The organism is Amycolatopsis sp. NPDC059657 (genome assembly GCF_042734395.1).
Taxonomy (GTDB): Bacteria; Actinomycetota; Actinomycetes; order Mycobacteriales; family Pseudonocardiaceae; genus Amycolatopsis.
Genome location: NZ_JBHWEB010000027.1, coordinates 11,041 through 37,911, shown reverse-complemented (window position 1 = coordinate 37,911; position 26,871 = coordinate 11,041). Strand labels below are relative to the sequence as shown.

The window sequence follows — 26,871 nt, the reverse complement described above, 5'->3', positions numbered from 1 at the left end:
ATGGGCACGGTTCCCTCCCTTCGCGCGTCGATCTGTGGTCGGATGGTCACGGAGGGAGGGCGTTGTGAGCGGTGGATACAAGGTCGTCATCGATGCCATCGAGCGGGCGTCGGGTGCGGCGACGCGAGCGGCGGACGGTGTCCGCCCGATCGACCTGGGCGGCACGCTGACCGGGGTGCCGCAGGGCTTACCTGGCGGCAGTTCCGTCGAGGCCGCGCGGATGCTCCGCGAAGTCTGGGCTCGTGAGTTGCCGACCTGGGTGACCAACATGGGCGACTACGCGAATCAGCTCCGAGCCGCGGCCCGGCATTACCGGACCAATGAGGCGGACGCACGGGCAGACCTGCATGAGGTGGTCGCGCGCGGCGGCGCGAGGCCGGTCTGATGGTGACCTGGGGTGATGTGCGGCAGTGGAACGCAGTCGCGATCGGCGGAGTCGCCGACGGACTCAACCGGCAATGTCAGGCCTTGATCGCGACCAACGACGATATCGAGGCAGCGATCGTGCGCGAGGGCTGGATGGGCGACGCGGCCGTGGCCGCCGGGCAGCGTGGACGCTCATTGATCTCAGGCCTGGAACAGCGGGTCGCGGAAGCTTCCGCGGTACGCCGGGCGGCACACGAGGTGCAACTCGCGGTTGAGCGGATCGCGGAGTTCGTGCTGCAGACCGACGAGTTCGCCTGGCGCAACGGATGGCACATCGGTGGCGACGGCGCGGTCGTGCGGCCACCGACGGACGGCCCGCCTCCATCGCCGGATGTGGTGGCGCAGCAGGCGCGGGTCAAAGTGGAACTCGTCGACCGGGTCGAGCAGATCCTGCGGCGCGCCACCGACGTCGACGCCGATTTCGCGGCGATCCTCACCAAGGCCATGCGCGGCGAAATCACCGAGCAGGACGCGACCAGCCTCGCCCAAGCCGCCGACGCCGGGACAAGGCAAAGTGGCCTGTCGATCATCGGCCCGCCCGAGGGCGGCACACCGGGCGACAACAAGGCATGGTGGGCGAGCCTGTCCGACACGGCGAAGGCCACGATTCTCCGTGACAACCCGGACTTGGTCCGTAACCTCGACGGCATCCCGGTCGTGGACCGGGATTCGGCCAATAGGGCCGTGCTGCAGCGCGAGATAGGCAAGCTCGAAGTCGAACGGACCGAGTTGTCCCGTGCCGCACCGGGTTACGGAAACAAGGTCAAGCTTGACGAGGTCACCGCCAAGCTCAACGGGCTGCACAACATCGAAATCCGGCTCAACCACCCCGTCCCAGGCCAACAGCAGGCATTCCTGATCGGGCTTGACACCACCGGGGACGGGAAGGCGATCGTGTCTTCCGGTAACCCTGACACCGCTAAGAATGTCGCCACCCACGTACCGGGCACTGGCTCGGGGCTCGCGACAATCGGCGACGATGTAAACCGCTCCGACCGGATGGTCGCAGCGGCTGGCGAGGCCGGTTCGCCGTCTACCGCTGTGGTGACCTGGATGGGGTACGACGCTCCGAACGAGCTGCCCAACGCGGGCAGCGAAAGCTATGCGGAAAACGGCAAGGGCGCGCTGAGCAGCTTCCAAGACGGCTTGCGAGCAAGTCACCAAGGTGACACGCCGTCACACAACACCGTGCTCGGGCACAGCTACGGCAGCACCGTCATCGGTCACGCCGCCCGCGAAGGCGGCGGGCTCAACGCCGACGAGCTGGCGTTCGTCGGCAGCCCCGGAGTCGGTGTGGATAGTGCCAGTGCCCTGCACCTTCGCGGCGTCGATCAGGCGCAGGTCGGGCAGCATGTTCACTCGACGGTCGCCGAGCACGACATCATCAAGGTGACCAACCTCGAAGTCGGCGACGAGGGCCTCGACATCGCGCTGGGGCCTGACCCGGCCACCGCGAAATTCGGTGGCCAGATCTTCTCATCAGATCCCGGGACCGCTGGCCCTGCATATCGGGGCGGCTTGAGCACAGAGGCGCACAGCGAATACTGGAACCCGAACTCGAAGTCACTGGGCAACATGGGGCGGATCATTGCCGGACAACCAACGAACTGACGTCGGAGACACAACGTGCCTAAAGGACCGACAGCGTTAGCCAAATTTGTCGGCGCGACGCTGCTAGCCGCACTCTCGGTCTCAGTCGTCTCGTGTGGAAGCAACGGAGGGGACATGCAACCCACCATCACCATCGCCGAAGCCAACCAACGGGTCGACGGCTACATCGCTCGCGCGGTCAAGGTTCTTCCGCCCGAGGCCAAATTAGAGCTGCATTACCAGGAACAGGAAGGGTCGTGTTCTGATCCAACCGATCACGGGCCGAAGAACCGTGTCATAGCCAGCCGCAGCTACAAAGTCCTCGGGTTGCAGCAAAAGGCGATACCGTCGTACTTCGACAGCCTGCGCTCGTGGTGGCTAGCCAACAACTTCCGTGTTCTTGATGAGACCCCTCGCAATGAATTTTTGTGGGTCGAGAACAACGCCGACAGCTTCCAGATGACGCTCAAAGCCAACCCGGCTGGTGGAATATTCCTGCTGGCGGGGTCACCCTGCGTCTGGCGGAACGGCACACCCGAGTCTCAAGCGCAGAGCGGCGGCGACACCGAAGACATGGTGGCCCAGCCGCCGGCGATACCTCCTGTCACGCCGTCGCCGAAGCCCGCGCAGGCACGGCGTCCCCGGCGCAAGCCGGTCGACGATATCGAGGATTTCGACCAGACCGACTGGACGGACGAGAACACTTACTGATCCGCGAGTTTCTCCAGCAGCGTGCGCCGTGCCGAGTGCACGTGTTCCTCCGCGACCTGGCTCAGTACCTCGGGGTCGCCCTCGCGGATCAGCGCCGCGAGTTCCCGATGCTCGCCGACGACTCGGGCGCGGTAGTGCTCGGTGCCGAGTGAGATGCGGCTGAGCTGGAACAGGTGGACCTGCGAGCGGATCGCTTCCCAGGCGGCCGTGAGCCTGCCGTTGGCCGCGGCCGCGTAGATCGCGTCGTGGAAGGCGATGTCCAAGGCGAGCAGGCGGGGGCCGTTGCCGGAGCCGAGTTCGGCGGCCATCGCGTCGACCCAGCGGTCCAGCTCGGCCAGTGCCTCGGGGTCGGCGCGCTTCTGGGCGGTGCGGGCGGCGAGGCTGTCGAGCGCTGCGCGGACCGAGTAGACCTCGTCGATGTCGGCCGTGGTCAGCTCGATGACCGTCGTGCCGCGATGCCATTCCGAGCGGATGAGGCCTTCCTGCGCGAGGATCGCCAGGCCTTCGCGCACCGAGCCGCGGCTGACGTCGAGAGAGGCGGCCAGGTCGACCTCCTTGAGTGGTGAGCCCGGCGGGAACTCGCCCGCGAAGATCGCGTCGCGCACCTTGTCCGCCGCCTCGTGGGCGAGGCCTCTGCGGACGGCTTTGCGTACCTGGGGAGCGCTCATGTCCTAATGTTGACATTCGAACATCGCTCGATCAACCTGGACTCATGACACGACCTGGTTTCCATCTCGCCATCCCCGTCGACGACCTGGCCGCCTCGCGTGCCTTCTACGGCGAAGTGCTCGGGCTCGAGGAGGGCCGCTCGTCCGCCCAGTGGGTCGACTGGGACTTCCACGGTCACCAGCTGGTCACCCACGTCGTGCCCGGCGCGCGCCCCGAGGCGGGCCGGAATCCGGTCGACGGGCACGAGGTGCCGGTGCCGCATTTCGGGCTGATCCTCAGCGTCGACGCCTTCCATGTGCTCGCCGACCGGCTGCGTGGGGCGGACATCCCGTTCGTGATCGAGCCGTACCGGCGGTTCGCGGGTGAACCGGGCGAGCAGTGGACGATGTTCCTGCACGATCCCGCCGGGAACGCCTTGGAGTTCAAGGCTTTCCGCGACGAGTCGCAGTTGTTCGCCAAATGAGGGGCGTGCTGGTCACCGGCGCTTCGAGTGGCATCGGGCGCGCGGTGGCCGAAGCCTTCGCGGCGCTCGGCGATCGCGTCGTCCTGCACTACGCCTCGAACAAGCCGGAACCCGTTTCCGGTGACGGCCACGCGCTCGTCCAGGGTGATCTGTCGGATCCTGGTGCCGCGCAACGGATCGCTGACTTCGCTGAGGAAGCGCTCGGCGGCGTCGACGTGCTCGTGAACAACGCGGCCATCGCCACCGGGCCGGAAAACGCGCACGCCGTGCCCGATGTGTCCTATGCCGACTGGCAGCGGTCATTTCAGGAGACCTTCGGCGTGAACGTGTTCGGCACCGCCAACCTGACGTACAGCGTCGCGCGGAACCTGATCGCGCGCGGCGCGCCGGGACGGATCGTCAACATCGGCTCACGCGGGGCGTTTCGGGGCGAACCCGACCATCCGGCGTACGGCGCGAGCAAGGCCGCACTGCATTCGCTGGGCCAGTCGCTGGCGGTTTCGCTCGCGCCGCACGGCATCGCGGTGGCGACGGTGGCACCCGGGTTCACCCTGACTTCGCGGGTCGCCGACCGGGTGGACGACGAGTTGCGCGCGCAGAGCCCGTTCGGCCGGGTCGGCACCGCCGAGGAGGTCGCGGCCGCCGTGGTCTACCTGGCGTCGTCGGACTGGGCGTCGGGTGCGGTCCTCGATCTGAACGGCGCGTCCTACCTGCACTAGCTGTGATCCAGGCCACGCGTGCAGCAAGAGCGCGCGCCGCGGCGTCTAGTGGGCGTGCACATACTGGGGAAGGTCGTCGTCGCGTGCGTGGCCAGTGCCGTGTTCGGCGCCACGGCCTACGGCTACACGACGCTGAGTTCGCTGGACGGCGTGGAGCGCGACGACGTCATCGAGGGCGCCAAGCCCGGTGAGCAGCCCGCGGACGGTTCGCTCGACATCCTGCTGGTCGGCCGCGACGCGCGGGACGATCAGCAGGGCAACCCGCTGCCCGCCGAGGTGCTGCGGGAACTGCGCGTCGGCGCGAACGGCGATGACCTCACCGACACGTTGATGGTGCTGCGGATCCCGAATGGCAAGAAGGACGTCCGCGCGTTCTCGATTCCGCGCGACTCCTATGTGCAGCTTCCCGGCGACCTGGGCAAAGGCAAGATCAACTCAGCGTTCGGGCTCGCCAAACTGGCCGAGGCCGGGCGGCTCAGGAAAGCGGGCGAAACCGACAAGACCAAGATCTACAAGGACTCGCTGACCGCGGGCAGGCGCGCGACGCGGCAGGTGGTCGAGGACCTGACCGGGGTCAAGATCGACCACTACGCCGAGGTCAACCTGCTGAGCTTCTACGAGATCAGCAAGGCCGTCGGCGGCGTCGACGTCTGCCTCAAGAAGGCGACGAAGGACGAGAACTCGGGCGCGGACTTCCCGGCCGGGCCGCAGACGATCTCGGGCGCCGAGGCGCTGGCCTTCGTCCGCCAGCGCGACGGCCTGCCCCGCACCGACCTGGATCGGGTGCGCAGGCAGCAGGTGTTCCTGGCCGCGTTGGCGCGCAGCGTGTTGTCGCAGGGCACTTTGGCCAATCCCGCGCGGCTTTCGGATCTCATCGGCGCCGTCAAGAGGTCGGTGGTGCTGGACGGATCCTGGGACCTGCTGGACTTCGTGCGGCAGATGAACGGGATCTCCGGCGGCGGCATCCAGTTCGACACCGTGCCGGTGGTGAACGTCGACTACCGCTACAACCCGAGCAAGCCGACGGCGACCGCGGTCCAGGTGGATCCGGCGCAGGTCAAGGCTTTCGCGGCCGAGCTGATCGGTGCGGCGCCCGCCGTCCCGCAGGTGACCGTCGACGTCTCGAACGCCTCGCCGAAGGAAGGGCTCGCCGCTCGCGTGTCGTCGTTGCTGACCGGCAAGGGATTCGCACAGGGCACGACCGGAACCGTGGCCGCCCGCAAGACCTCACTGGTGCGCTTCCCGCCGGATCTCGCGGCGGCCGGCGCGGAGATCGCCCGGCAGCTCGGCGGCCTGGCCACACAGGTCTCGTCGGCCGTCCCGGCCGGGCATGTCGAGGTCGTGCTCGGGCAGGTCTATTCGGGACCTGGCGTGTCCGATGGAGGTGGCGCTCCGGGCGGTCCGCCGCCGATCAGCCCGGACGGCGACAACTGCGTGGACTGACTCCGTACAGATGGGCATGATCGAAAGCATGACAACCAAGCCGTTCCGTTTCGGCGTCGTCGCCTCCTCAGTCCCCGATCTCGCCTCATTCACGGATTTGGCCCGCCAAGCCGAATCGCTCGGCTATGACACGCTGCTGGCCCCAGATCCCTTCAACGGCCTGGACCCGTTCACCGCCCTTTCCGCGGCCGCGGCCGTGACGACCACGTTGCGTCTCGGCACTTTCGTCGCCGTCGGCGCGTTTCGCGACAAGAAACAGCTGGACTGGCAGACACACTCGCTGCATACCCTGACCGGCGGCCGGTTCCAGCTGGGCCTCGGCACCGGGCGTCCCGGCGCCGACCAGGTGGCGGCCGGCCTCGGCCGCGAGTTCGGCAGCGGCGGCGACCGGCTCCGCGAACTCGAGGAAACGCTGGCCTACCTGAAAAAGCGCGAAGATCGCGCGCCGATCCTGCTCACCGGCGGCGGCCCGAAGATCCTGGACCTGGCCGCGCGCGAGGCCGACATCGTGTCCTTCGCGTGGTATCCGCAGCCGACTGAGGCGGCGGCGCGGCCCCTCGTGGACACCTTCCGCGAACGTGCGGGCGATCGTGACGTCGAGCTCGCCGGAAACCTCCTGATGGTCGGCGACGAGCCGAAACCCTGGCTGAAGCAGATCTTCGGCGCCGATTTCGGCGAACTCAAGGGATCCGTCTCCGCGGTCCCGCTCGACGCCGCCGACATTCTCCGGCGCCGCCGCGAAACCCTCGGTTTCTCCTACTGGACGCTCAATATGGCCGATATGGTCGATTTCGCGCCCGTGGTCGCCGAACTGCGCGGCACCTGAGCGAGTGCGGTGTGGTGACGGCCAGGTCACCACACCGCGGCGGTCACCCTGGCCGCTTCCACCGTGAAATACCGGCAGCCAATGGCGGCCGTGTAGTGTGAGCGCCCGGTTACGGACAGGGAGGGTGCACGTGCCGGATTCTTTCTCGCTCGAGCTCGGGGCGATCGAGGCTTTGGCCGAGGAACTCAAACTGCCCCGCTCTTGGCAGCCCTTCGACTTGCCGCACGTCGGCACCACCTTCGCCGAGCGCGCGGACTACCTCGGCCGCCTCTGGGCCGGCCTGCGCGAACGCGGCCTGGCGGCCGGCGACCGCCTCGACGCCGACGTCGAGAACGCGCTCACCGCATGGACCCGCCCCGAAGCCCTGATCGTGGTCCGGGCCCGCCAGACCGAACACCAGCCCGAGGACGTGCTGTACCGCGCGGTGATGGCCGACGGCCTCGGCGTGCTGTCCTCGCTGGACGGCGACACGATCATCTTCGAGGTGCTCAAGTCCGACCGTCTCGTCGGCGCGATCGTCTCCTGCCTCCCCGCGCTGGCCCCCGTCCCACTCCGCGAGCTGTCGGTGGTCGACACCCCGGCGCCGGTCCCGGTAGCCGCCCCCGCACGACGTCGCGAAGTCGGCCTGACCGACTTCTTCTCGTGGCCACTGCTGCGTTTCGGCACCTTCGAGCTCTCGGTGCGCGGCCGCGACGGCAGGCTCGGCTGGCTCGAAACGGCCCAGTTCTTCGACACGGACGGCGGCCGTTTCGTTCAGTTTTCAACCGCGCTGCCCGACGGTGGCAAGCGTCGCACGTTCATTCCCTCGGATGGCTCCCACCTGCGAAGATGGCTGCATGACCAGATCGCTTACGCACGCGATCTGCGCAATCGCTGACAGTATGCGGCGGTGGCCGGTACTGTGATCGGCGGGTTGCGCTGAGTGTCATGGGTAAGGGGAGGTTGAGCGGACATGCCTGATGGTTTCGACACCCAGTCGAGAGCCGAGAAAGGCACTCCGGCTGGTGACGCCAGCGGGTCGTTCCTGGCGGGCATCGTCGCTGAGCCGGGGCCGGTGGATGCGGCTACGGCGTCGGTGTTCCGGTCGAACGCCGAGCAGGTGAAGAGCCTCGCCAAGCAGGGGAAGTTCGCCGTGAACGAGGCCGGCGGGGAGCACGCCAAGCGAGCGGCGCAGGTCTATCTCGATGGATACCGGCATATGGGGCGCGGGCTAGGCGACCTCAGGGTCGGGCCTGCGTTGGGTACCGGTCCATACGCGGAGCAAGTAAAGCAGCACGTCATCAAGATGGTCGACGGTGATGAGCAATCCCTGATTCCGGCCGCAGAGGACATGAAGGCCGGCTTCGAAGCGCTGATCGAGGGCATCGATATCGCAATGAGCAACTATCGAGAAACCGAGTCCGAGCATCATCAGGCACTGCGAAAGATAAATCCCGGAACATGAACCGTTTGAAATTCTGCACCACGCTCGTGGTTCTCGCTGCTGCCTGCTCCATGCTGGCAGGGTGCTCGCCCACCACGTCTGGAACGCCGGAGCCAACTCCTTCGCCCGGTGCCGGGAGTGGTTCGAAATCTCCGACCGCGACACAAGGGGTGTTCGGGGATTTGAAGGCATGCGACCTGCTGGACAAAGGTATGGAAAGTCGGGGTTTCACCCCTAGCAAGCCTGATCAGGCCGGAGGGCCCAACTCATGCTTCAGCGAGAAGTCGGGCTACGGCGAGGTGTCTCTGTCGTTGCATTCAGGCCTCGGGATCAAGGATTTCCCCGCGTTGGATCAGAGCAAAATCTTCGACGGTGACCTTAATGGCCGTCCTGCGGCCGAGATTCATGACGGCGTGCGTGCTGAAGGCGACTGCATGATCGCTATGGCAGTAGGGGAGAAGAACCGCGCGATCGTCAATGGCGCTTTGAATACTGGAACGACTGCCGAGGCTTGTGATTTCGCCAAGTCTATAGCCAAGAAGATTGAGCCATCGTTGCCGAAGGGGAACTGAGGCATGACCAAATACGAGTACGCGGCGGATGTCTACAAGAAGGCTTACGAGGCCGCGCAAGCGTCAGGGAACGCTCCGTTCACCGCGCAAGCCGAGGCCTTTGCCGAGAAGGCCGCCGGTGCGTACTCGAGGGCTCAGGGCGAGGCTTTCCAGCAAGGCCAGGAGTTCCGCCAGGGCCTGGCGCCATCGGACGTCGACGCCATGGGTTACGACCATCAGGCTCTCTTCGACATGGTCCAGTCCGGCAACGCCGTCGAGATCGACATTCACGGCGAGAAGATCACGAACTTCGCGAATGTGCTGGCTGAGAGTTCGCAGGCAGCCAGCCAGGCCGCGAGTGCCGAGGAGTCCGACTGGCAGGGGGAGTCGGGCGCGCGCGTCGCTGCTTTCCTTCAGCAGTCCGGAAATTGGCTGAATCACACCAGTGAAGCGACGGCGCTGGCCGGCAATCGGTACTCGCAGCAGTCGGCTGCCGTGGATCACGCGCGGCGGGAAATGCCGCCTGTTGTCCCCTTTGATCAGAAGGGGGCGATGGACAAGGCCGCCGTCAAGCTGGTGAGCCCTAATCCGGCCGATATCCAGGCCGGGGTCAAGATGATGGACGACATTGCCGCGCAGCAGCAGCGTGCGCAGGAGGCGCACGAGAAGGCCGCGCAGGTTGTCACCGGCATGAACGGCGGGCTTTACGAGACCGGGCGGACCATGCCAGCGTACGCGCCCGCGCCGACGCTTGGTGGGCAGGGTTCTGTTGGCGGGCATGACGAAGGGACCAAGGTTTCCGGGTTCGGGCCTGGGCCGAGCGGTGGGACGCCTGGGGGACCGGGGAGTGGGCCGGGGACCGGACCTGGAGTGCAGCCAGGGCCTGCTGGTGAGCCGGGTGGTGGACGGAGCACTGGCTCGGGGTTGTTCGGGCCTGGTAACACGCCACCGGGGACCGGGCAGCCCAATCCGGTGCTGCCCAAGGTGCCGAATGCCGGTCCCGGGCTGGGACCGATGGGGCTCGGCGGAGGTCAGCTCGGCGGCGCCGGTGGCGATATCGAACGCAAGGGCCGGGCTGGGGCCGGGCGGGGGAGCGCGGCCGGTCGCCTGCTCGGGACCGATGCGAAGGCCGCGCAGGAAAAGCTGGGCGAGGGCAAGGGCAGTGGCGCCGAGCGGGGCGCGAAGGCCGCCAATGAGCGGCTGACGCGGGGTACGACCGCGGCAGGCAAGGCGGGCGCGCCAGGGGCCGCTGGGGCGGGTGCCGGCAAGGGCAAGAGGGAAGAAGACGAAGAGCGTAAGTCGAAGTACGTGCAGGGTGAGGACCCAGACGAGACCTTTGACGCGAACATCTCCATCGGGCCGGATGGCGTGAAGGTCGTGCCGCCGGTGATCGGCTGACTCACACGTTCAGCGCTGGGCCGCCCTGAGTTCGGCGAGGGCGCAGGTGAGGCGTTCGATGCAGTGCTCGAGCGCCTCGCCGGTCATCACGAGGTCGAATTCGCCTTCGTCGACGGTGATCTCGACTTCGTTCTGCGTGGGGTACACCGAGTAGGCGATCACGCTCGACCGCGACAACCGCATCCAGGCGCTGACCATCGTCCTGCGGCTCAACATGTGCACTCCCCCCGTGAACGGCTAGTGGCCTACTCCATTCACTGTAGCTCGGTTTCGCACGCGATGCCAGCTAAACGCGCCGGTCCAGGCGGATGACGATGGCCTTCGAGACCGGGGTGTTCGACGTGTCGGCCACGGAATCCAGTGCCACCAGCGCGTTCGCCTCGGGGAAGTACGCCGCTGCGCACCCGGGGGCCGTCGGGTACGACACGATCCGGAAGGCCTCCGCGCGGCGCTCGCTGTCGCGCCACTCCGAGATCAGGTCGACGATCTCGCCGTCCTCGAAGCCCAGCGAAGTGAGGTCCGCGGGGTTCACGAAGACGACCCTGCGGCCGTCTTCGATGCCGCGGTAGCGGTCGGACAGGCCGTAGATCGTGGTGTTGTACTGGTCGTGGCTGCGCAATGTCTGCAGCAGCAACCGGCCTTCCGGGATCGCGGGGAACTCCAGCGGGGACGCGGTGAAGTTGGCCTTGCCGTTGGCCGTTCCGTTGAACTCGCGCGCGTCGCGTGGTGCGTGCGGGAGCACGAAACCGTCCGGTTCGCGGACGCGGCGGTTGTAGTCGTCGCAGCCGGGGACGACGCCGGCGATGCGGTCGCGGATCAGGTCGTAGTCGGCCGCGAACGACGCCCACGGCACCGCGTGATCGGCGCCCAGCAACGCCGACGCGAGGCCGCAGACGATCGCCACCTCGGAACGCAGCGACGCGCTCGCCGGCGCGAGGCGCCCGCGTGACGGGTGCACGGCCGACATCGAGTCCTCGACCGTCACGAACTGCTCGCCCGAGGCTTGCACGTCCCGCTCGGTGCGGCCGAGCGTTGGCAGGATCAAAGCGGTTTTGCCGTGCACGACATGTGAACGGTTGAGCTTGGTCGACACCTGCACGGTCAGCTCGCAGGAGCGCAGCGCGTTCTCGGTCAGCGAGGAATCCGGGGTGGCGGAAGCGAAATTGCCGCCGAGTGCGAAGAAGACCTTGCCGTGACCATCGCGCATCGCGCGGATCGAGTCGACGGTGTCCAGGCCGTGGTCACGGGGCACCTTGATGCCGAATTCGCGCTCGAGGCCTGCCATGAACTTCTCCGGCATCTTCTCCCAGATGCCCATGGTCCGGTCGCCCTGCACGTTGGAATGCCCGCGCACCGGGCAGAGACCGGCGCCCGGTTTGCCGATCATTCCGCGCAGCAGCGCCAGGTTCGCGATCTCCTTGATCGTCGGCACCGCGTGCTTGTGCTGGGTCAGGCCCATCGCCCAGCAGTAGATCGTGCGCTCGGAGTCGGCGATCATGTGCGCGATGTGCACGATCTGCTCGCGCGGCAGGCCGGTCGCCGCGTCGACGGCGTCCCAGTCGAGGTCGCGGACCTGCTTCGCGTAGTCGTCGAAGCCCTCTGTCGAGGCGTCGACGAACGCGCGGTCGACCACCGTGCCGGGCGCGGCGTCCTCCTGTGCCAGCAGCAGGTGCCCGATCGCCTGGAAGAACGCCAGGTCGCCGCCGAGCCGGATCTGGGCGAACTCGTCGGCCAGCGGGGTGCCCTTGCCGACCACGCCCTTGGCCTTCTGCGGGTTCTTGAACCGCATCAACCCGGCTTCCGGCAACGGGTTGACCGCGATGATCTTCGCGCCGGCCTTCTTCGCCTGCTCCAGCGCGGACAGCATGCGCGGGTGGTTGGTGCCGGGGTTCTGGCCGACCACGAGGATCAGATCGGCGCGGTGGATGTCGGCCAGGCTGACCGATCCCTTGCCGATGCCGGTGGTCGCCGACAGCGCCGCGCCGGACGACTCGTGACACATGTTGGAACAATCGGGCAGGTTGTTCGTCCCGAACGAGCGGACCAGCAGCTGGTACAGGAACGCGGCCTCGTTGCTCGTGCGGCCCGAGGTGTAGAAGATCGCCTGGTTCGGGTCGGCCAGTTCGCGCAGTTTCCCGGCCACGAGCGAGAACGCGTCGTCCCACGAGATCGGCGTGTAGTGCGAGGCGCCTTCGCGCAGCACCATCGGCTCGGTGAGCCGCCCCTGCTGGCCGAGCCAGTAGTCGGTCTTGCCTGCCAGGTCTTCGACCGAGTGTGCCGCGAAGAACGACGGCTCGACGCGCCGCTTGGTGGCTTCTTCGGCGACGGCCTTGGCGCCGTTCTCGCAGAACTCGGCCAGGTGCCGGTGCTCGCCATCGGCCTGCCTGGGCTCCGGCCACGCGCAGCCAGGGCAGTCGAAACCCTCACGCTGGTTCAGCAGGCGCAACGTGCGGACGGTGCGTGCCGCGCCCATCTGTTCCATGCCGCGGGTCAGCGACACGGCGACGCCGGGGATACCGGCCGCCCACTCCTTCGGCTTGCCGACCTTGAGACGGCTCTCGTCGACGTCATTCTCAGGCGCGTTGCTGCTCACACCCACATAGTGCGCCTCTGTACCGGCTACCCGCAGCCCGGGCCGGAGTTGTCGATCGGCTTGTCGATGTCGTAGATCCGGGCCTCGTCCGAGACACCGGGCCCGTTGCCGACGTTGACCTCGCTGTAGGCGGGCGCGAGGTAACCGGCCTTGGCCGCACCGCAGGCCATCGAGAAGGTCTGGCTCTGACCGCCGTCGAAGAACACCCCGCCACCGGCCTTGGGCGTGTACACGGCGTAGCCCGACTCCTCCCGCCGGAACGCGACGATGTCGCCGGGGCCGCTGAGCTTGCCGGGGTCGGCCGTGTCGAACGCGTACGCGACCACGTAGTTCGCCTTGACCAGGATCTCGCCCTTGCGCTCGCCCGCCTGGGCGCTGAGCTTGCCCTTGAGACGGGGGTTCGCGGGAAGCAGGTGGAACCCGTCCGCGATCTCGGTGACGTAGGACGAGACCTTGGTCTTGTCCGGTCCCTCGAGCACCTCCTTGACCGACTTCGCCGATTCGGCGCCGAGCATCTCGTACAGCCCGCTGTGGTCGTGCTTCTCCACCGCGGTCCGGTCGAGCACCGTGGCGTTGATGACCTTCTTGACCTGGTCATAGGCGCTGGCCACCTGCTCGGCGGTGAGCGCGCCGAGCTTCTCGGCCGTCGGCACCTCCAGCCCGTCGAGGCCTTCCTTCCACTGCGCCGCGGGCGTGTTGAGGAACGGCTGGGTGAGGTCGACCTTCGCGGTGCGCGGGAGCGTGCTCGGCGCGACCGTCGGCGGGGGTGGGGCGGCGGCCGGGTCGTTCGTCGTCTGGCCCTTGACCTGCCGGACCACGACGGCGGCTCCGACGAGCACGATCAGCCCGAGCACGACCCAGAGCGACGGGCGGCGCCAGAAACCGCGCTTACGGCGCTGGGTTTTGCGTACCTCGGCCCATGCCTCTTTTTCGGCGTGCTTCTGCCAGTCCGGATTCATCAGGTCCGGGTGTGAGTCGATACTGCGATCGTCCATCGTGGACTGCCTTCCCCCAGTGTTCCAACATCCACTCATCGCTGGTGAGACGCGAGTGTTACCCCGAGTGAGCGAGTTCGTAGACTTGTCGTTGTGACCGAGAACGCTCAGCCTCAAACCGACCTTCCGGGTGCCTGGAACCCGGCCGATGAAGAAGCCACGCTCTACCAGCGGTGGGTAGACGCCGGGTACTTCACCGCGGACGCCTCGTCGGACAAGCCGCCGTTCTCGATCGTATTGCCGCCGCCGAACGTCACCGGCAGCCTGCACATGGGGCACGCGCTGAACCACACCCTGATGGACGCGATGAGCCGTCGCCGCCGCATGCAGGGCTACGAGGTCCTGTGGCTGCCGGGCATGGACCACGCGGGCATCGCGACACAGAACGTCGTCGAGCGTGAGCTCGCCAAGGAAGGCGTCTCGCGGCATGACCTGGGCCGTGAGAAGTTCGTCGAGCGGGTCTGGGAGTGGAAGGCCGAGTACGGCGGCAAGATCCTCGACCAGATGCGCCGCCTCGGCGACGGCGTCGACTGGTCGCGCGAGCGGTTCACCATGGACGAGGGCCTGTCGCGCGCCGTGCAGACCATGTTCAAGCGGCTGTTCGACGACGGGCTCATCTACCGCGCCGAACGCATCATCAACTGGTGCCCTCGCTGCCAGACCGCGCTGTCCGACATCGAGGTCGACCACTCGGACGACGACGGCGAGCTCGTGTCGATCCGCTACGGCGACGGCGACGACGCCATCGTCGTGGCCACCACCCGCGCGGAGACGATGCTGGGTGACACCGCGGTCGCCGTCCACCCTGACGACGAGCGGTACAAGCACCTCGTCGGCACCGAGGTCGAGCTGCCGCTGACCGGCCGCCGCATCCCGATCGTGGCCGACGAGCACGTCGACCCCGAGTTCGGCACCGGAGCGGTGAAGGTGACCCCCGCGCACGACCCGAACGACTTCGAGATCGGCCGTCGTCACGACCTGCCGATGCTCACGATCATGGACGAACGCGCCGTGGTCACCGTGCACGGCCCGTTCCTGGGCATGGACCGTTTCGAGGCGCGGCCCGCGGTCGTCGCGGCACTGCGCGCGGAAGGCCGGATCGTCGCGGAGAAGCGGCCGTACGTGCACGCGGTCGGGCACTGCTCGCGCTGCGACACGGTGGTCGAGCCACGGCTCTCGCTGCAGTGGTGGGTCAATGTCGAGTCGCTGTCGCGCCAGGCGGGCGAGGCCGTGCGCGACGGCCGGACGAAGGTCTACCCGCAGGAGCTGGAGAAGCGGTACTTCGACTGGGTCGACAACATGCACGACTGGACGATTTCGCGCCAGCTGTGGTGGGGTCACCGGATCCCGGTCTGGTACGGCCCCGATGACCAGATGGTGTGCGTCGGCCCTGACGAGCAGCCGCCGTCGGGCGAGGGCTGGACACAGGATCCCGACGTACTCGACACCTGGTTCTCGTCCGGCCTGTGGCCGTTCTCGACCATGGGCTGGCCGGAGAAGACGCCGGATCTGACCAAGTTCTATCCGACCAGCGTCCTGTCCACCGGCTACGACATCCTGTTCTTCTGGGTCGTCCGGATGATGATGTTCGGCGTGTACGAGATGGACGGGGTGCAGCCGTTCGATCACGTGTACCTGCACGGGCTCATCCGCGACGCGCAGGGCAAGAAGATGTCGAAGTCCAAGGGCAACGTCATCGACCCGCTCGACTGGATGGACACCTTCGGCACCGACGCCACCCGCTTCACGCTGGCGCGCGGCGCGAACCCCGGCGGTGACATGGCGCTCGCCGACGAGTGGGCGGCCGGTTCCCGCAACTTCGGCACGAAGCTGTGGAACGCCACCAAGTTCGCGATGATGAACGGCGCCTCGGTCGAGCACCCGGTGCCCGCTGCTTCGGAACTGACCGAGGCCGACCGCTGGATTCTCGGCAGGCTCGGCGCGACGGTGTCCGAAGTGGACGCGCTGTTCGAGGACTACCAGTTCGCGAAGGTGTCCAACGCGCTGTACTCGTTCATCTGGAACGAGCTGTGCGACTGGTACCTGGAACTCGCGAAGGTCCAGCTGTACAACGGGACCGAGACCGCCGCGGCGAACACCCGTGCCGTGCTCGGGCACGTGCTGGACACCGTGCTGCGGCTGCTGCACCCGTTCATGCCGTTCATCACCGAGAAGCTGTGGGTCGCGCTGACCGGCGGCGAGTCGCTGGTGATCGCCTCCTGGCCGGCGGCCGACACCTCGTATGCCGACGCGGCCGTCGACGGCCGGATCGCGGACGTGCAGAAGCTGGTCACCGAGGTCAGGCGCTTCCGCGCCGACCAGGGCCTCAAGCCGGGCCAGAAGGTCGCGGCGCGGCTTTCCGGCGGCGGCTACGACGCGGTCGCGCTGCACGACGAGGCGATCCGCTCGCTGGTGCGGCTGACCGCGCCGGAGGACGGGTTCGCGCCGAGCGCGTCGCTCGAGGTCGGGCTCGCTGGTGGCGTCGCGACGGTCGAACTCGACCTGTCGGGCACCATCGACGTCGCGGCCGAGCGCAAGCGGCTGCAGAAGGACCTGGGTGTCGCCGAGAAGGAGCTGGCGACCACCGAGGGCAAGCTCGGCAACGAGGCCTTCATGGCCAAGGCGCCCGAGCACGTCGTCGACAAGATCAAGGGCCGCCGCGACACGGCCGTCGCCGACATCGAGCGGATCAAGGCCCGCCTGGAGACCTTGCCCGCGTAGTGGGCTCGTGAGTGGTATGGCCGGTTCTAACCGGCCATACCACTCACAACCCCTGACCTGCGGCGATGAGAGCCAGGAGCTCGGGGCCGAGCCTGCGGTCCGCTCGGATGGCCAGGTAGGTCGGCATGATCGGCTCGGGGTCGCGCAGCGGGCGGAAAGTCACGCCGGGCACCGGCAGCAGGTTCGCGTGCGCGGCGTAGAAAACGGTCCAGTGCGGACCGAAGGCGAGCGTGGCCAGCGTGTCCTGCGCGGTGGTGAACTCCTTGCCCAGCAACGGTTCGAAGCCCGCCTCGCGGCAGCAGCGCACGATCAGGTCGAACAGTGGCGGGTTGCGCTTGCGTGAGCTCAGCCGCGCGGGCAGCTCGGCCAGCTCCGCGAAGGCGACGGAATCCTGAGCTGCCAACGGATGCGCGGCGGGCAGGGCGACGACGACCGGATCGTCCCACAACGGCGTGAAGTCCAGCTCGGGCACGTCCCAGGTCCCGCGCACGATGGTGGCGTCCAGCTTGCCGGACCGGACGTCACGCAGCCGCTGCTCGACCGGCGCGTGCACCAGGTCCAGGTGCGCGCCGGGCACCCGCGCGGTGAACGCGGCGAGCAGCCGGTCCATCCGGTCGCCGATGCCGTCGCTGGTGCCGAGCCGGATGGTGTGCTCGCGTTCCTCGCGCAGCTCCTTGATCGCGGCGAGCGCGCGTGCCTCGGACGCGAGCACTTCCTTGGCATGCGGGAGGAATCGATGTCCCAGCGTGGTGAGCGTGACGCTGCGGGTGGTGCGGTCGAACAGGTCGGAGCCGAGTTCACGCTCCAGCCGCCGCACCTGCTGGCTGACCGCGGGCTGCACGATGTGGAGCCGCTCGGCGGCCCGCCCGAAGTGCAGTTCCTCGGCCACGGTCACGAAGTACCGGAGTTGCCGTAGTTCCACACAGACTCCTATTGATCACGACTTGTGATGAGTGTACGAGCGTCTCGCTCATTGGTCTATACCTGAATGCCAGCCACGCTCGAAGTCATGAAGCTTTATCGAGAAGACGAAGGAACAGGCCGCCCGCTGCTTTTCGTGCACGGCTGGGGAACCAGCGGGCGGGTGTGGGGCGCGCAGCTGCCGGAGTTCGTCCGCGATCATCGCGTCGTGACGCTGGACCTGCGCGGGTGTGCCCGCTCGCCGCGACCGTCGCAAGGCAACACCATCGACACCAACGTCGAAGACCTGGCCGAGGTGGCCGGTGAACTCGGCAAGCCGGTCATCGTCGGCTCGTCGATCGGCGGGCTCTACGCGACCGAACTGGCGTCGCGGCATCCCGAACTGGTCGAGCGGGTCGTGACGGTCGGCGGCCCGGCGTACTGGCCGTCGACGGGCATGCTCGACAAGGTGCTCGAGCTCCGGGAAGCGCTGGTCACCGACCGGGCGGGGACACTCGCGGGTTGGCTGCCGAACTGGTTCGCGCCAGGAACCTCTTCGGCGCTGATCGACTGGACGCTGCGCCAGGTCCTCGATTCGGGCGTCTACATCGACGAGCTGTTCACCGACTGCACCCGCTACGACCCGCGCTCACGGCTGCCGAGCCTCAGTGTTCCGATCACCTATCTGCACGGTGAGCTCGACGCCGAAATCCCGCTCGAGGTCCCGCTCACCTGTGCCGCGCTCACACCGGGCGCCGAGCTGATCGTGATCGAGGGATCAGGACATCTGCCGCATCAGGAACGCCCGCTCGCCTTCACCGCCGCACTGCGCAAAGTACTGGGGGACAACTGATGCCGAAGACCTCCGTCGAGATCAGCGGTGGCGAGGCGCTCGTGCACTACGACGTGACCGGCAGCGGGCCGGGGCTCGTGCTGGTGCACGGCACCGCCGCGACCCGCGAGCAATGGCTGCCGCTGACGGACGCCGCGCGGGACCGGTACACCGTCGTCGCGCCCGACTGTTCGGGCTCCGGGCTGACCGTCGACCACGGCGGTGAGCTCACGGTCGGAGACCTGGCCGCCGAAGTGCTCGCGGCCGCCGACGACGCCGGGCTCGGCGAGTTCCGTCTCGCGGGCCATTCGCTCGGCGCCGTCGTCGCCGCGCACCTGGCGGGCACGCACCCGGACCGCGTGCACTCCCTGGTGCTGCACGCTTGCTGGGCCGTCACGGATACCCGCTTCGATGCGGAATTGCGCTACTGGCTTGATTTGCTGGACGTCGGCGCGTTCGCCCGCATGCTGCCGCTGATGGCTTTCGGCCCCCGCTATTGGGCCGCGGCCACGGCTGAGTCGAACGAGGAACTCGTCGCGACGCTCGACGGCCTGATCGACCCGGTGCAGGCGGCCAGGCAGGTCGAGGTCGATCGGCGCGTCGACCTCACGGAGATCCTGCCGAAGATCACCGCGCCGACGCTGCTGCTCGCCAGCGAGCACGACCGGATCATCGACCGTGCGCAGCAGGATCTGCTCGCGAAGGCCATTCCGGACACGCGCCGCGCCGGGCTCGACGCCGGCCACGGCGCCCCCGCCGAGGATCCGGCGGGGTTCGCCGCTGCCGTTTTGTCCTTTATGGATGCATGATCTGCTGGTAGACGACGTCCGCCATGCCGGACATGCCGACGAGGAACGGATGATAGGCGGCCGCTCCCGGAGACCAGGAATCGTTCTGGCCGTTGATCCACGCCGCGGTGCCCGCGCAGGCGTCGTGCCCGAGCGACGGGCCGTAGAGGTCCACATAGGACGACTTGCCGTCGGCCTTGACCGCGTCGGCGATGGCGCCGTTCAGCGCCTCTTCGACGCTGTTCAGCCAGGCGTAGTCGCCGTCGGCGAACGGCAGCTGGTTGGGGCAGTAGCCGGACGGCGGCAGGATGCGGGGATAGCCGATCGCGTACACCCGGGCCTTGGGTGACCGCACATGGATGCCGGACAGGACTTCCTTGACCCGCTGGGAGATCTTCGGGATCCCGGCCTTGATGCTGTCGGCCCCGTTCACCGCGAACCGGCGCTCACACGGGTTGCCGGTGGAGTTCGACGCGCGCAGCAGCGGGCAGGTGTCGATCAGCGTGCGGAACAGGGCGAAGTCGTTGCCGCCGATCCCGACGGTCACCAGGTCGGTGTAGGTCTCCAGGGCCTTGAACTGGGCAGCGTTGGTCCCGGACACCGTCGGCTGCGCGTAGGCCATCTGCACGGTCGACGCCCCGGCGCAGCTGACGTCCGTGTACTGCGCGCCGAGTCTCGAGGCGAGGATCGCCGGGTAGTTGCTCTTGGACCGGCCGCAGCCGAGCGGGTCGCTCCGCTGTTGCGGGATCAGGGGTCCCGACGTGTACGAATCGCCCAGCGCCACGTAATTCAGCACGCCGGCGTGAGCGGGGGGAGTGGACGCCGGCAGTGCGATCGCCGCGGCGGCGACGGTGACGACGGCGAGGAAAGCGGTACGCATCGAGACTCCGTTTCGTGAGCGGAATTCACGGACTCCGTTCACGTTTTAGCCAGCGATGATCAGGACCCGGTGCCGCCGTTCGGGTGGTCAAGACCTTCGTTCACCCGGCCGTGGTGTGACAACGGGTGATTTCGATATTGCTTAGCGTCAACCAACGATCTCGGATCGAAGCTGGAGAGCCGGGGCCGTCACGGCTGGAGGTGTGCGGTGAAGAAATCCCCGTTGGCACCGAGGTAAGCGAGGTCTCGCAAGTACAACTCGTCGTGCCCGGCGGCTATGTGGGCGGCGAAGCCGGAGTGTCCCGCCGCCGCTTCGGCTCGCATGAACGCGACCAGGTCTCGCAGCCGGTCGATGACCGCGGCGATGAGTCCGGTTCGGTCGGTGAGCCCGTAGCTGTCGCAGAACAGCCGGAGGCGTTCGGCTTGTTGTTCGCGTGAGCCGAAACCGTCGTGGTTCGCCGGTGCGGTCAGCGGTGCGAACCGGTAGACCGCGTAGGCGATGTCAGCCAGCCGGGGGCCGGTGTGCGCGGCGTCGAAATCGATGAGCGCCAAGGCCTCTTCGTCGTCGAACACGCAGTTGCATGGCGCGAAATCGCCATGACAGACGACTTCCGCCGGCACTCGGTCGGCGAGCATCCACCCGTCATATGCGCCGCGATACCTGAGGTGGCATCGAGAAATTCTCGCAGCAGACGAGCCGAGGTCACCAACGCCCGAGTGCTGCGCACGGCAGCGGAGAGCGGGTAGTTGCCGACTTGCCCTGGAAGGTATTCGAGCACTTGGTGCCCGTCCGCGGTGATCTCGAGGAAACGAGGAGCCCGGCGAAACCCCGCCTCTTCGAGGTTGCGCGGGAGTTGCTCGACACGGTCGCTCCACGGCCCGCGTGGCCTGCGCACGGTGTTCCCCCGCCGCACGACTTTGGTGAGGCCACCGCCTTCGAGCACTTCGTCCGGCTCATCGTGCGGCATGTGCTCGCTTCCAGTACGCGTGGTTCACCAACAGCCCTCCGGTTCTAGGCGAACAAACCTCGGATGTCGTCGGCGTCCAAACCGGACCCGAAGGCGTCGCCGTCGTCCATCACGCTGGCCACCAGCTCGGCCTTCTTCGCCTTGAGCGCCATCACTTTCTGCTCGATGGTGTCCTTGGCGATGAGCCGGTAGACCATGACGTTGCGGGTCTGGCCGATGCGGTGCGTGCGGTCGACGGCCTGCTCCTCGGTCGCCGGGTTCCACCAGGGATCGAGCAGGAAGCAGTAGTCGGCCTCGGTCAGGTTCAGCCCGAACCCGCCCGCCTTCAGGCTGATCAGGAACACCGGGTCGGCGCCGGTCTTGAACCGCTCGATGACCTCACCCCGGCGCCGGGTACTGCCGTCGAGATAGCAGTAGGTGATCGACTCGGCTTCGAGCCTTTTCCTTACCACGTCGAGAAAACCGGTGAACTGGCTGAACACCAGCGCCCGGTGCCCGCTGCCGGTCACGTCCTGGAGCTGTTCCACCAGCGCGTCGACCTTGGCGCTGGGCAGGCCTTTGTGCTCCTCGTCGACCAGTCCCGCGTCGAGGCTCAGCCGCCGCAGCAACGTCAGCGACTGGAAGATGGTGAACCGGTTCTTGTCGAAATCCTTGGCCAGGCCCAGTATCTTCTGCCGTTCCCGCTGCAGATGCGTCTGGTAAAGCCTGCGGTGCTTGGGATGCAGGTCGACTTCGAGCACCTGTTCCTGCTTCTCGGGCAGATCCGTGGCGACCTGCTCTTTGGTGCGGCGCTTGACCAACGGCTTGATCCGGCGGCGCAGCCGGTCGAGTTTCTCGGGATCGCCGCGCTTCTCGATCGGCCGGACGTAGAACTCCTCGAACCGATGCGGGTTCGGGAACAACCCCGGTGCGGTGATCGACAGCAGCGACCACAGTTCCATCAGGTTGTTCTCCATCGGCGTGCCCGTGATCGCGAGCTTGAACGGCGCGTCGAGCTTGCGCGCGCACTGGTGCGCCTGGGAGTTGTGGTTCTTGACGAACTGCGCCTCGTCGAGCACCAGCCCGGCCCACTCGTGCTCGGCGTAGGCCTCGTTGTCCAGCCGGAACACCGTGTACGAGGTGACCACCACGTCGGCGCCGGAGATGGCTTCGGCGAGCGTCTGCCGCCGCTTCTTCGTGGTGTCCGTCAGCACGACGACCTTCAGGCCCGGAGCGAACCGGGCCGCTTCGGCCGCCCAGTTCGGCGCGACACTCGTCGGGGCGACGATCAGGAACGGCGCCGAAGCCTGTGCGTGGCAGATCAACGCCAGCGTCTGCACGGTCTTGCCGAGACCCATGTCGTCGGCGAGTATCCCGCCGAGCCCGAACTTCCAGAGGAACGCGAGCCAGCGGAACCCGTCCACCTGGTACGGCCGCAGGTGCGCGGTCAGCGAAGCGGGCGGATCGACCGTGCCGACCTCGTCCAGCGAGCGCAGCTCGGCCAGCTGCCGCCGCCAGGCTTCGGCCTGCTGGTCGACCACGCCGAGCGCCGTGAGCTCCTCCCACAGCGTGACCTGGTAGCGGCTGATCTGCAGGGGCCCGCTGGGCTTGTCCTGCATCATCCGCGCCTCTTCCATCAGCCGCTTCAGCGTCTGGAATTCCGGCTTCAGCAAGGAGAAGTACGCGCCGCTGGGCAGCAGCAGCTGGGTCTCGCCGCGGCTCAGCGCCATGAAGACGTTGACGAACGCGATCGGGTGGCCTTCGACGAAGAACGCGATGTCGAGGCCGAACCAGTCCCGCTTGCCGACCAGTTCGGCCGTCGAGAACCCGATGCTCAGCGAGTCACCTGCCTCGCGATAGTCGGCGGGCTTCCCGCTCACCACGACCTCGACCTCGGGCCGATCTTTCAGCAGTGGCAACACTTCCGTGGTGAACTGCATGGTGTCGACGCCTTCGCAGACCAGTCGCTGCGGCTTCGGCGCGAACTCCGGCGGCACGTCCAGCCCGGCCAGCAGCTTCTCCTCGCGGCCGAGGTCGCGATACCCGGACACCTCCTTGGTGCCCAGCGGGTCGCGGAACCTGGACTCCCCGACGCGGTACGCCCACTCCCAGCTGACCTCCAGCGCGTGCTCCTCGCCGTAGACGGCGTGCACGATCAGCTTGGGCCCCGAAACCTTCGGCGGGGTGAACGAGGAGTCCGACGAGACGAGCGTCGCGACCGTGCGCAGCCGCGGGCAGTACTCGTCCCGGAACCGCGGCAGCTCGGCGGGCGGGATGCTCAGCTGCTCCCGCTCCAGCGCCATCCGCTGCAGCTGCGGAGGAGCGGGCGGGCTGAGCCTGGCCAGCCGCAGCCGCCAGGCCGCCGGATCGTCGGTCCGCTCGGTGTCGGCGCGGTCAACGTAGACCAGGCCATGCCCGCCGGAGCCGATGAACGCCACCGGCACCGCGTCGGCCGGTGCGCCGCCGAGCCGCAGCGTCGGCGCGACCGCCAGCGCGTCGCCTGGCGCGGTGGTGACGTCCAGGCAGACGTCTCCGTTGACCGGCGGATCGAGGTCGCCCAGGTCCTTGCCGCCGTGCACCAGCCGGACGCCGTGCGTCGCGGCCTCCGCCAGCAGCGGCCAGAGCTGATGGCTGTCGAACCCGGACAGGTCGATCGTGCGCACGTCGCCGTAGAAGTTCCGGCTCGGGTTGTGCGCCTGGTAGAGCGCGAACAGCTCCTGCAGCACCCTGAGCTGCTCGCCGGGATGCTCGTCGTAGTGCTGCAGCGAGGCCAGCTTCGTCCAGCTCAGCCCGCTGCCGATCCAGCCGCGCTTGCCCTGCTTCACCAGCTTGGCCAGCGGGCTGCGCCCGGTCAGCGTCAGCTCGATCGCGAGCGGTGTCCGCTGGGTGACCGGCTCGTGCTCGAGCAGGTAGCCAAGCGAGGTCTCCCAGGACACCGGCCGTGCGGCACGCTGACCGGCATCGGCCGCGGCCAGCACGAGCGCCGTGACGTGCTTGCAGTTGTAGCCGACCGGGCACGTGCACTGACCGGCTTGCAGCTCGGCGGGGTCGCCCTCGATGGTGTGGAAATAGACCGTCGCGCGGTAGGTGTCTCCCCGGCTGCCGGGCACCGGGCCGCTCAGCGTGCCCTTCGCGGGACTCCACGACGGCTCCACGATGGCGTACCGCTTCGCGTGCTCGACGCCGCGGGCGTACGTCGCCGCACCGACGACGTCTTTGAGGTCGTCGGTGTCGAAGGCGGGCAGTGTGGCCATCCTCCGAAGCTAGCCCCAGGCACTGACAGAAACGGAATCAGGGCTGCTTGGTGTACTCGAGCAGGTACCGCCAGAACAGCAGCGGCCGGACGGTGCTGCCGGGCAGCAGGTCCCGCGAGGTCCGCCTGATCTCGCTCATCGTCGGGTAGGTCTCCTTGATCGGCGCGCGCAAGGCGGGCTCGCTGCCGCCGTTGAGCCGCTCGCCGGCGTGCACGATCACCCGTGCGAGCAGATTGACCGGCGCCGCGGCCAGCCACAGCGCGTAGTCGCGGATCTTGCTGGGCCTGGCCAGCCCGAGCACCACCAGTACCCCGCCGGGCACCAGCGCCTCCTCCAGCACGCCGAGCATCTCGATCGGCATGTGGTGCAGCGACGCGACGCACGAGATGTAGTCGTAGTGCTCGATCGGCAGCGGCTCCTTGGTCATGTCCGCCTGGCGGTATTTCACCTTGCCGGGGCCCGGCGAGCCGCTGGCCCGCGCCGCCTCGACCATCAGGCCGGACGAGTCGACGCCGTCCACCGTCAACCCGGCCGCCGCCAGCCGCCGGGCGAACCGGCCGGTGCCACAGCCGACGTCCAGCGCGACGCCAGGCCCCGGTGGCAGGTGCCGCAGCAGCAGCGGGTGGTAGTGGTCGTTGTGGTTGAACGGCATGCATCCGATGCTGCCAGTAAACGCGCACGTAGACTCGTGTACTGCGGAAAGTATCGAGCTTGGGAGATTGTGTGCGGCAAGACGAGCCCTTCGACGACGACGAAGACGACGGCCCTGTCACTGGCCTGCCGGACCTGGTCGATGAAGAGGGCTACGACCCCGCCTACGAGGCGGGCGGACGGCCGGGCAGTGGCATCGGCGGCGTCGGGCAGCTCGGCGACAACGTGGTGCTCGGTCCCGTGCCGGACCTGGTCGCGGCCGAGGACCAGGAGCTGCACGAACTCGACGACCAGGGCGGCGAAGAGCACCACGCCGACCCCAACGGCCGCGAGGCCCGTCACGCGCTGATGCGGGTCGAGGCCGAGCTGAACCAGCGCTGGCCGGAGACGAAGATCGAGCCGTCGACAGCGCGCATCTCCGCGCTGCTGCACCTGCTCGGCGAGCCGCACCGCGGCTACCCGGTGCTGCACGTCGCGGGCACCAACGGCAAGGGCTCCACCACACGCATGATCGACGCGCTGCTCACCAGGATGGGCCTGCGCGTCGGCCGGTACACCAGCCCGCACCTGCAGCTGGTGACCGAGCGGATCGCGCTCGACGGCCAGCCGATCTCGGCGGCCAAATACGTTGACCTGTATGAGGACATCGCGCCGTTCGTGTCCATGGTGGACGGTGCTGGCGGGCCGGACGCGGTCCAGATGAGCAAGTTCGAGGTGCTCACCGGGATGGCGTTCGCGGCGTTCGCGGACGCGCCGGTCGAGGCCGCGGTCATCGAGACCGGCATGGGCGGCACCTGGGACGCGACCAACGTCGCCGACGGTGAGGTCGCGGTCATCACCCCGATCTCGCTCGACCACACCGACTACCTCGGCACCGACGTGACCAAGATCGCCGCCGAGAAGGCGGGCATCATCAAGCCCGGCAGCGTCGCGGTCATCTCCGAGCAGGACGACGCCGTGCTCAAGGTGCTGCTGGAACGCGCCATCGAGGTCGACGCCAGCGTCGCACGCGCGGGCAGCGAGTTCGGCGTGCTGGAGCGTGAGATCGCGGTCGGCGGGCAGATGCTCAAGCTGCAGGGCCTGGGCGGGGTCTACGACGAGATCTTCCTGCCGCTGCACGGCGCGCACCAGGCGGCCAACGCGGCGCTCGCGCTGGCCGCTGTCGAGGCGTTCTTCGGCGCCGGCAAGGACCGCCAGCTGGTGGCCGAGGCCGTCCGCGAGGCGTTCGCCGAGGTCGAGATGCCCGGCAGGCTCGAACGCGTCCGCGCGGCACCGACCGTCATCCTCGACTCCGCGCACAACCCGCACGGCGCCCGCGCGCTCGCGCAGGCGCTGACCGACGAGTTCGCCTTCCGCAAGCTCGCCGCCGTGGTCGCCGTGATGACCGACAAGGACGCACTCGGCATCCTCGAAGCACTCGAACCGACCATTTCGGACATCGTGGTCACGGTCAACTCGTCGCCGCGCTCGATGCCGCTGCTGGAGCTCAACGACCTCGCGATCTCGGTGTTCGGCGAGGACCGCGTCCGCGCGGAGTCCAGCCTGGACGCCGCCGTCGAGACCGCCATCGGCCTGGTCGAGATGCACGACGACCCGGAAGAGCCGCTGGCAGGAGGCGGCGTGCTCATCACCGGCTCGGTGGTCACCGCCGGCGACGCGCGCACGCTGTTCGGGAAGGAACCCGCATGAGCGAGGTCAAGCCGCCCGCCAAGGACCCGATGAAGTCGTTCCGCGGCGTCATGTCGGGCACCCTGATCATGGAGGCCATCGCGGTCGCGCTCGCGCTGCCCGTGGTGGCGAACGTCGGCGGCGGCATCTCCACGCTGACCGGCTGGTCGATGATCGCGATCGCGGTCGCGCTGATCGTGCTGTGCGGCATGGTCAAGCGGCCGTGGGCGGTGCCCGTGGTGCTCGCGCTGCAGGTGGCGATGATCGCGTTCATCGTGACGCTGCCCGCGGTCGGCATACTCGGGCTCATCTTCGGCGGCATCTGGCTGTGGCTGCTCTGGCTGCGCAAGGACGTCCTGCGCCGCATGGCCGCCGGCACTTTGCCCAGCCAACAGCAGTCGTGAGTGTTCCCGACGGTCAGAAC

At 68.0% G+C, this 26,871-nt stretch carries 25 protein-coding genes and 1 pseudogene; 17 read left to right on the top strand and 9 right to left on the bottom strand.

Annotated features, from left to right (window positions below):
• Window positions 1–64: 64 nt before the first annotated feature.
• The 3 genes from ACFV15_RS17270 to ACFV15_RS17260 all read left to right on the top strand — a co-directional run bounded on the left by ACFV15_RS17270 (window position 65) and on the right by ACFV15_RS17260 (window position 2,727).
• Window positions 65–385, top strand: coding sequence for a hypothetical protein (locus ACFV15_RS17270; RefSeq protein WP_378351446.1), 321 nt, complete (start codon window positions 65–67; stop codon window positions 383–385).
• Window positions 385–2,037 (top strand): alpha/beta hydrolase, encoded by a 1,653-nt coding sequence (locus ACFV15_RS17265; RefSeq protein WP_378351445.1) that lies wholly within the window; start codon window positions 385–387, stop codon window positions 2,035–2,037. Before ACFV15_RS17270 ends, ACFV15_RS17265 begins: the two co-directional genes overlap by 1 nt.
• Before the next feature lie 114 nt (window positions 2,038–2,151).
• Window positions 2,152–2,727, top strand: coding sequence for a hypothetical protein (locus tag ACFV15_RS17260; protein ID WP_378351444.1), 576 nt, complete (start codon window positions 2,152–2,154; stop codon window positions 2,725–2,727).
• On the opposite strand, the gene ACFV15_RS17255 is transcribed toward ACFV15_RS17260, so the two are convergent.
• Complete coding sequence (locus ACFV15_RS17255) at window positions 2,721–3,395, bottom strand: GntR family transcriptional regulator (RefSeq protein ID WP_378351443.1); 675 nt, start codon at window positions 3,393–3,395, stop codon at window positions 2,721–2,723. The two genes, ACFV15_RS17260 and ACFV15_RS17255, sit on opposite strands and share 7 nt — an antisense overlap.
• A 44-nt stretch (window positions 3,396–3,439) precedes the next feature.
• On the opposite strand from ACFV15_RS17255, the gene ACFV15_RS17250 reads away from it, so the two are divergent.
• From ACFV15_RS17250 to ACFV15_RS17210, 9 genes and pseudogenes are all read left to right on the top strand, one after another.
• Window positions 3,440–3,859, top strand: coding sequence for a VOC family protein (locus ACFV15_RS17250; RefSeq protein ID WP_378351442.1), 420 nt, complete (start codon window positions 3,440–3,442; stop codon window positions 3,857–3,859).
• On the top strand, window positions 3,856–4,578 hold the full coding sequence (locus ACFV15_RS17245; RefSeq protein ID WP_378351441.1) for an SDR family NAD(P)-dependent oxidoreductase: 723 nt from the start codon (window positions 3,856–3,858) through the stop codon (window positions 4,576–4,578). Before ACFV15_RS17250 ends, ACFV15_RS17245 begins: the two co-directional genes overlap by 4 nt.
• Window positions 4,579–4,908: 330 nt before the next feature.
• Window positions 4,909–5,397: pseudogene (locus tag ACFV15_RS17240) on the top strand (LCP family protein); the annotation flags it as partial.
• A 120-nt stretch (window positions 5,398–5,517) separates the two neighbouring features.
• Window positions 5,518–6,021 (top strand): LytR C-terminal domain-containing protein, encoded by a 504-nt coding sequence (locus tag ACFV15_RS17235; protein WP_378351493.1) that lies wholly within the window; start codon window positions 5,518–5,520, stop codon window positions 6,019–6,021.
• Between the two features lie 10 nt (window positions 6,022–6,031).
• Window positions 6,032–6,847, top strand: a complete 816-nt coding sequence (locus ACFV15_RS17230; protein WP_378351440.1) for an LLM class flavin-dependent oxidoreductase — start codon at window positions 6,032–6,034, stop codon at window positions 6,845–6,847.
• Window positions 6,848–6,977: 130 nt separating this feature from the next.
• Window positions 6,978–7,724, top strand: coding sequence for an ESX secretion-associated protein EspG (locus tag ACFV15_RS17225; protein ID WP_378351439.1), 747 nt, complete (start codon window positions 6,978–6,980; stop codon window positions 7,722–7,724).
• A gap of 75 nt (window positions 7,725–7,799) precedes the next feature.
• Complete coding sequence (locus ACFV15_RS17220) at window positions 7,800–8,291, top strand: hypothetical protein (RefSeq protein ID WP_378351438.1); 492 nt, start codon at window positions 7,800–7,802, stop codon at window positions 8,289–8,291.
• Entirely contained in the window at window positions 8,288–8,842 is a 555-nt protein-coding gene (locus ACFV15_RS17215; RefSeq protein ID WP_378351437.1) for a DUF3558 family protein, read from the top strand. Before ACFV15_RS17220 ends, ACFV15_RS17215 begins: the two co-directional genes overlap by 4 nt.
• 3 nt (window positions 8,843–8,845) lie before the next feature.
• The gene (locus tag ACFV15_RS17210) at window positions 8,846–10,219 is read left to right on the top strand and encodes a hypothetical protein (protein ID WP_378351436.1); all 1,374 of its coding nucleotides are present in this window, start codon (window positions 8,846–8,848) and stop codon (window positions 10,217–10,219) included.
• Between the two features lie 9 nt (window positions 10,220–10,228).
• On the opposite strand, the gene ACFV15_RS17205 is transcribed toward ACFV15_RS17210, so the two are convergent.
• The 3 genes from ACFV15_RS17205 to ACFV15_RS17195 form a co-directional block, all read right to left on the bottom strand.
• Entirely contained in the window at window positions 10,229–10,435 is a 207-nt protein-coding gene (locus ACFV15_RS17205) for a hypothetical protein (protein ID WP_378351435.1), read from the bottom strand.
• Window positions 10,436–10,505: 70 nt separating this feature from the next.
• A complete protein-coding gene (locus tag ACFV15_RS17200; RefSeq protein WP_378351434.1) occupies window positions 10,506–12,812 on the bottom strand; it encodes an FdhF/YdeP family oxidoreductase in 2,307 nt (768 codons plus the stop codon).
• A gap of 26 nt (window positions 12,813–12,838) precedes the next feature.
• Window positions 12,839–13,807 carry a hypothetical protein gene (locus ACFV15_RS17195; protein WP_378351433.1) on the bottom strand — a complete coding sequence of 323 codons (969 nt, stop codon included), beginning with the start codon at window positions 13,805–13,807 and terminating at the stop codon, window positions 12,839–12,841.
• Window positions 13,808–13,900: 93 nt separating this feature from the next.
• On the opposite strand from ACFV15_RS17195, the gene ACFV15_RS17190 reads away from it, so the two are divergent.
• Window positions 13,901–16,528: a valine--tRNA ligase gene (locus ACFV15_RS17190; protein WP_378351432.1), complete on the top strand. Its 2,628-nt coding sequence runs from the start codon at window positions 13,901–13,903 to the stop codon at window positions 16,526–16,528.
• Window positions 16,529–16,571: 43 nt separating this feature from the next.
• Here the strand turns inward: ACFV15_RS17190 and ACFV15_RS17185 are convergent, their stop codons facing one another.
• On the bottom strand, window positions 16,572–17,450 hold the full coding sequence (locus ACFV15_RS17185) for a LysR family transcriptional regulator (RefSeq protein WP_378351431.1): 879 nt from the start codon (window positions 17,448–17,450) through the stop codon (window positions 16,572–16,574).
• An 87-nt stretch (window positions 17,451–17,537) separates the two neighbouring features.
• Between ACFV15_RS17185 and ACFV15_RS17180 the strand changes: the two genes are divergently transcribed.
• Together ACFV15_RS17180 and ACFV15_RS17175 are read left to right on the top strand one after the other, a co-directional pair.
• Entirely contained in the window at window positions 17,538–18,281 is a 744-nt protein-coding gene (locus tag ACFV15_RS17180) for an alpha/beta fold hydrolase (protein WP_378351430.1), read from the top strand.
• The gene (locus tag ACFV15_RS17175; protein WP_378351429.1) at window positions 18,281–19,069 is read left to right on the top strand and encodes an alpha/beta fold hydrolase; all 789 of its coding nucleotides are present in this window, start codon (window positions 18,281–18,283) and stop codon (window positions 19,067–19,069) included. The genes ACFV15_RS17180 and ACFV15_RS17175 overlap by 1 nt, the downstream gene beginning before the upstream one ends.
• On the opposite strand, the gene ACFV15_RS17170 is transcribed toward ACFV15_RS17175, so the two are convergent.
• From ACFV15_RS17170 to ACFV15_RS17155, 4 genes are all read right to left on the bottom strand, one after another.
• Complete coding sequence (locus tag ACFV15_RS17170) at window positions 19,056–19,928, bottom strand: SGNH/GDSL hydrolase family protein (RefSeq protein ID WP_378351428.1); 873 nt, start codon at window positions 19,926–19,928, stop codon at window positions 19,056–19,058. The two genes, ACFV15_RS17175 and ACFV15_RS17170, sit on opposite strands and share 14 nt — an antisense overlap.
• Window positions 19,929–20,116: 188 nt before the next feature.
• The gene (locus ACFV15_RS17165; RefSeq protein ID WP_378351427.1) at window positions 20,117–20,803 is read right to left on the bottom strand and encodes a phosphotransferase; all 687 of its coding nucleotides are present in this window, start codon (window positions 20,801–20,803) and stop codon (window positions 20,117–20,119) included.
• 136 nt (window positions 20,804–20,939) lie between these two features.
• Window positions 20,940–24,128, bottom strand: a complete 3,189-nt coding sequence (locus ACFV15_RS17160) for an SNF2-related protein (protein WP_378351426.1) — start codon at window positions 24,126–24,128, stop codon at window positions 20,940–20,942.
• Window positions 24,129–24,165: 37 nt separating this feature from the next.
• Window positions 24,166–24,780, bottom strand: a complete 615-nt coding sequence (locus ACFV15_RS17155; RefSeq protein ID WP_378351425.1) for a class I SAM-dependent methyltransferase — start codon at window positions 24,778–24,780, stop codon at window positions 24,166–24,168.
• A 71-nt stretch (window positions 24,781–24,851) separates the two neighbouring features.
• Between ACFV15_RS17155 and ACFV15_RS17150 the strand changes: the two genes are divergently transcribed.
• Both ACFV15_RS17150 and ACFV15_RS17145 read left to right on the top strand, forming a co-directional pair.
• Window positions 24,852–26,468, top strand: coding sequence for a bifunctional folylpolyglutamate synthase/dihydrofolate synthase (locus tag ACFV15_RS17150; protein ID WP_378351424.1), 1,617 nt, complete (start codon window positions 24,852–24,854; stop codon window positions 26,466–26,468).
• Window positions 26,465–26,851 carry a DUF4233 domain-containing protein gene (locus ACFV15_RS17145; RefSeq protein ID WP_378351423.1) on the top strand — a complete coding sequence of 129 codons (387 nt, stop codon included), beginning with the start codon at window positions 26,465–26,467 and terminating at the stop codon, window positions 26,849–26,851. The genes ACFV15_RS17150 and ACFV15_RS17145 overlap by 4 nt, the downstream gene beginning before the upstream one ends.
• The last annotated feature ends 20 nt before the right edge of the window (window positions 26,852–26,871 follow it).

Coding starts and splice junctions, on each gene's coding strand:
- ACFV15_RS17265 (WP_378351445.1), top strand. CDS start 385: ATGGTGACCTGGGGTGATGTGCGGCAGTGGAACGCAGTCGCGATCGGC.
- ACFV15_RS17260 (WP_378351444.1), top strand. CDS start 2,152: ATGCAACCCACCATCACCATCGCCGAAGCCAACCAACGGGTCGACGGC.
- ACFV15_RS17255 (WP_378351443.1), bottom strand. CDS start 3,395: ATGAGCGCTCCCCAGGTACGCAAAGCCGTCCGCAGAGGCCTCGCCCAC.
- ACFV15_RS17250 (WP_378351442.1), top strand. CDS start 3,440: ATGACACGACCTGGTTTCCATCTCGCCATCCCCGTCGACGACCTGGCC.
- ACFV15_RS17245 (WP_378351441.1), top strand. CDS start 3,856: ATGAGGGGCGTGCTGGTCACCGGCGCTTCGAGTGGCATCGGGCGCGCG.
- ACFV15_RS17235 (WP_378351493.1), top strand. CDS start 5,518: ATGAACGGGATCTCCGGCGGCGGCATCCAGTTCGACACCGTGCCGGTG.
- ACFV15_RS17230 (WP_378351440.1), top strand. CDS start 6,032: ATGGGCATGATCGAAAGCATGACAACCAAGCCGTTCCGTTTCGGCGTC.
- ACFV15_RS17220 (WP_378351438.1), top strand. CDS start 7,800: ATGCCTGATGGTTTCGACACCCAGTCGAGAGCCGAGAAAGGCACTCCG.
- ACFV15_RS17215 (WP_378351437.1), top strand. CDS start 8,288: ATGAACCGTTTGAAATTCTGCACCACGCTCGTGGTTCTCGCTGCTGCC.
- ACFV15_RS17210 (WP_378351436.1), top strand. CDS start 8,846: ATGACCAAATACGAGTACGCGGCGGATGTCTACAAGAAGGCTTACGAG.
- ACFV15_RS17205 (WP_378351435.1), bottom strand. CDS start 10,435: ATGTTGAGCCGCAGGACGATGGTCAGCGCCTGGATGCGGTTGTCGCGG.
- ACFV15_RS17195 (WP_378351433.1), bottom strand. CDS start 13,807: ATGGACGATCGCAGTATCGACTCACACCCGGACCTGATGAATCCGGAC.
- ACFV15_RS17180 (WP_378351430.1), top strand. CDS start 17,538: ATGAAGCTTTATCGAGAAGACGAAGGAACAGGCCGCCCGCTGCTTTTC.
- ACFV15_RS17175 (WP_378351429.1), top strand. CDS start 18,281: ATGCCGAAGACCTCCGTCGAGATCAGCGGTGGCGAGGCGCTCGTGCAC.
- ACFV15_RS17170 (WP_378351428.1), bottom strand. CDS start 19,928: ATGCGTACCGCTTTCCTCGCCGTCGTCACCGTCGCCGCCGCGGCGATC.
- ACFV15_RS17160 (WP_378351426.1), bottom strand. CDS start 24,128: ATGGCCACACTGCCCGCCTTCGACACCGACGACCTCAAAGACGTCGTC.
- ACFV15_RS17155 (WP_378351425.1), bottom strand. CDS start 24,780: ATGCCGTTCAACCACAACGACCACTACCACCCGCTGCTGCTGCGGCAC.
- ACFV15_RS17145 (WP_378351423.1), top strand. CDS start 26,465: ATGAGCGAGGTCAAGCCGCCCGCCAAGGACCCGATGAAGTCGTTCCGC.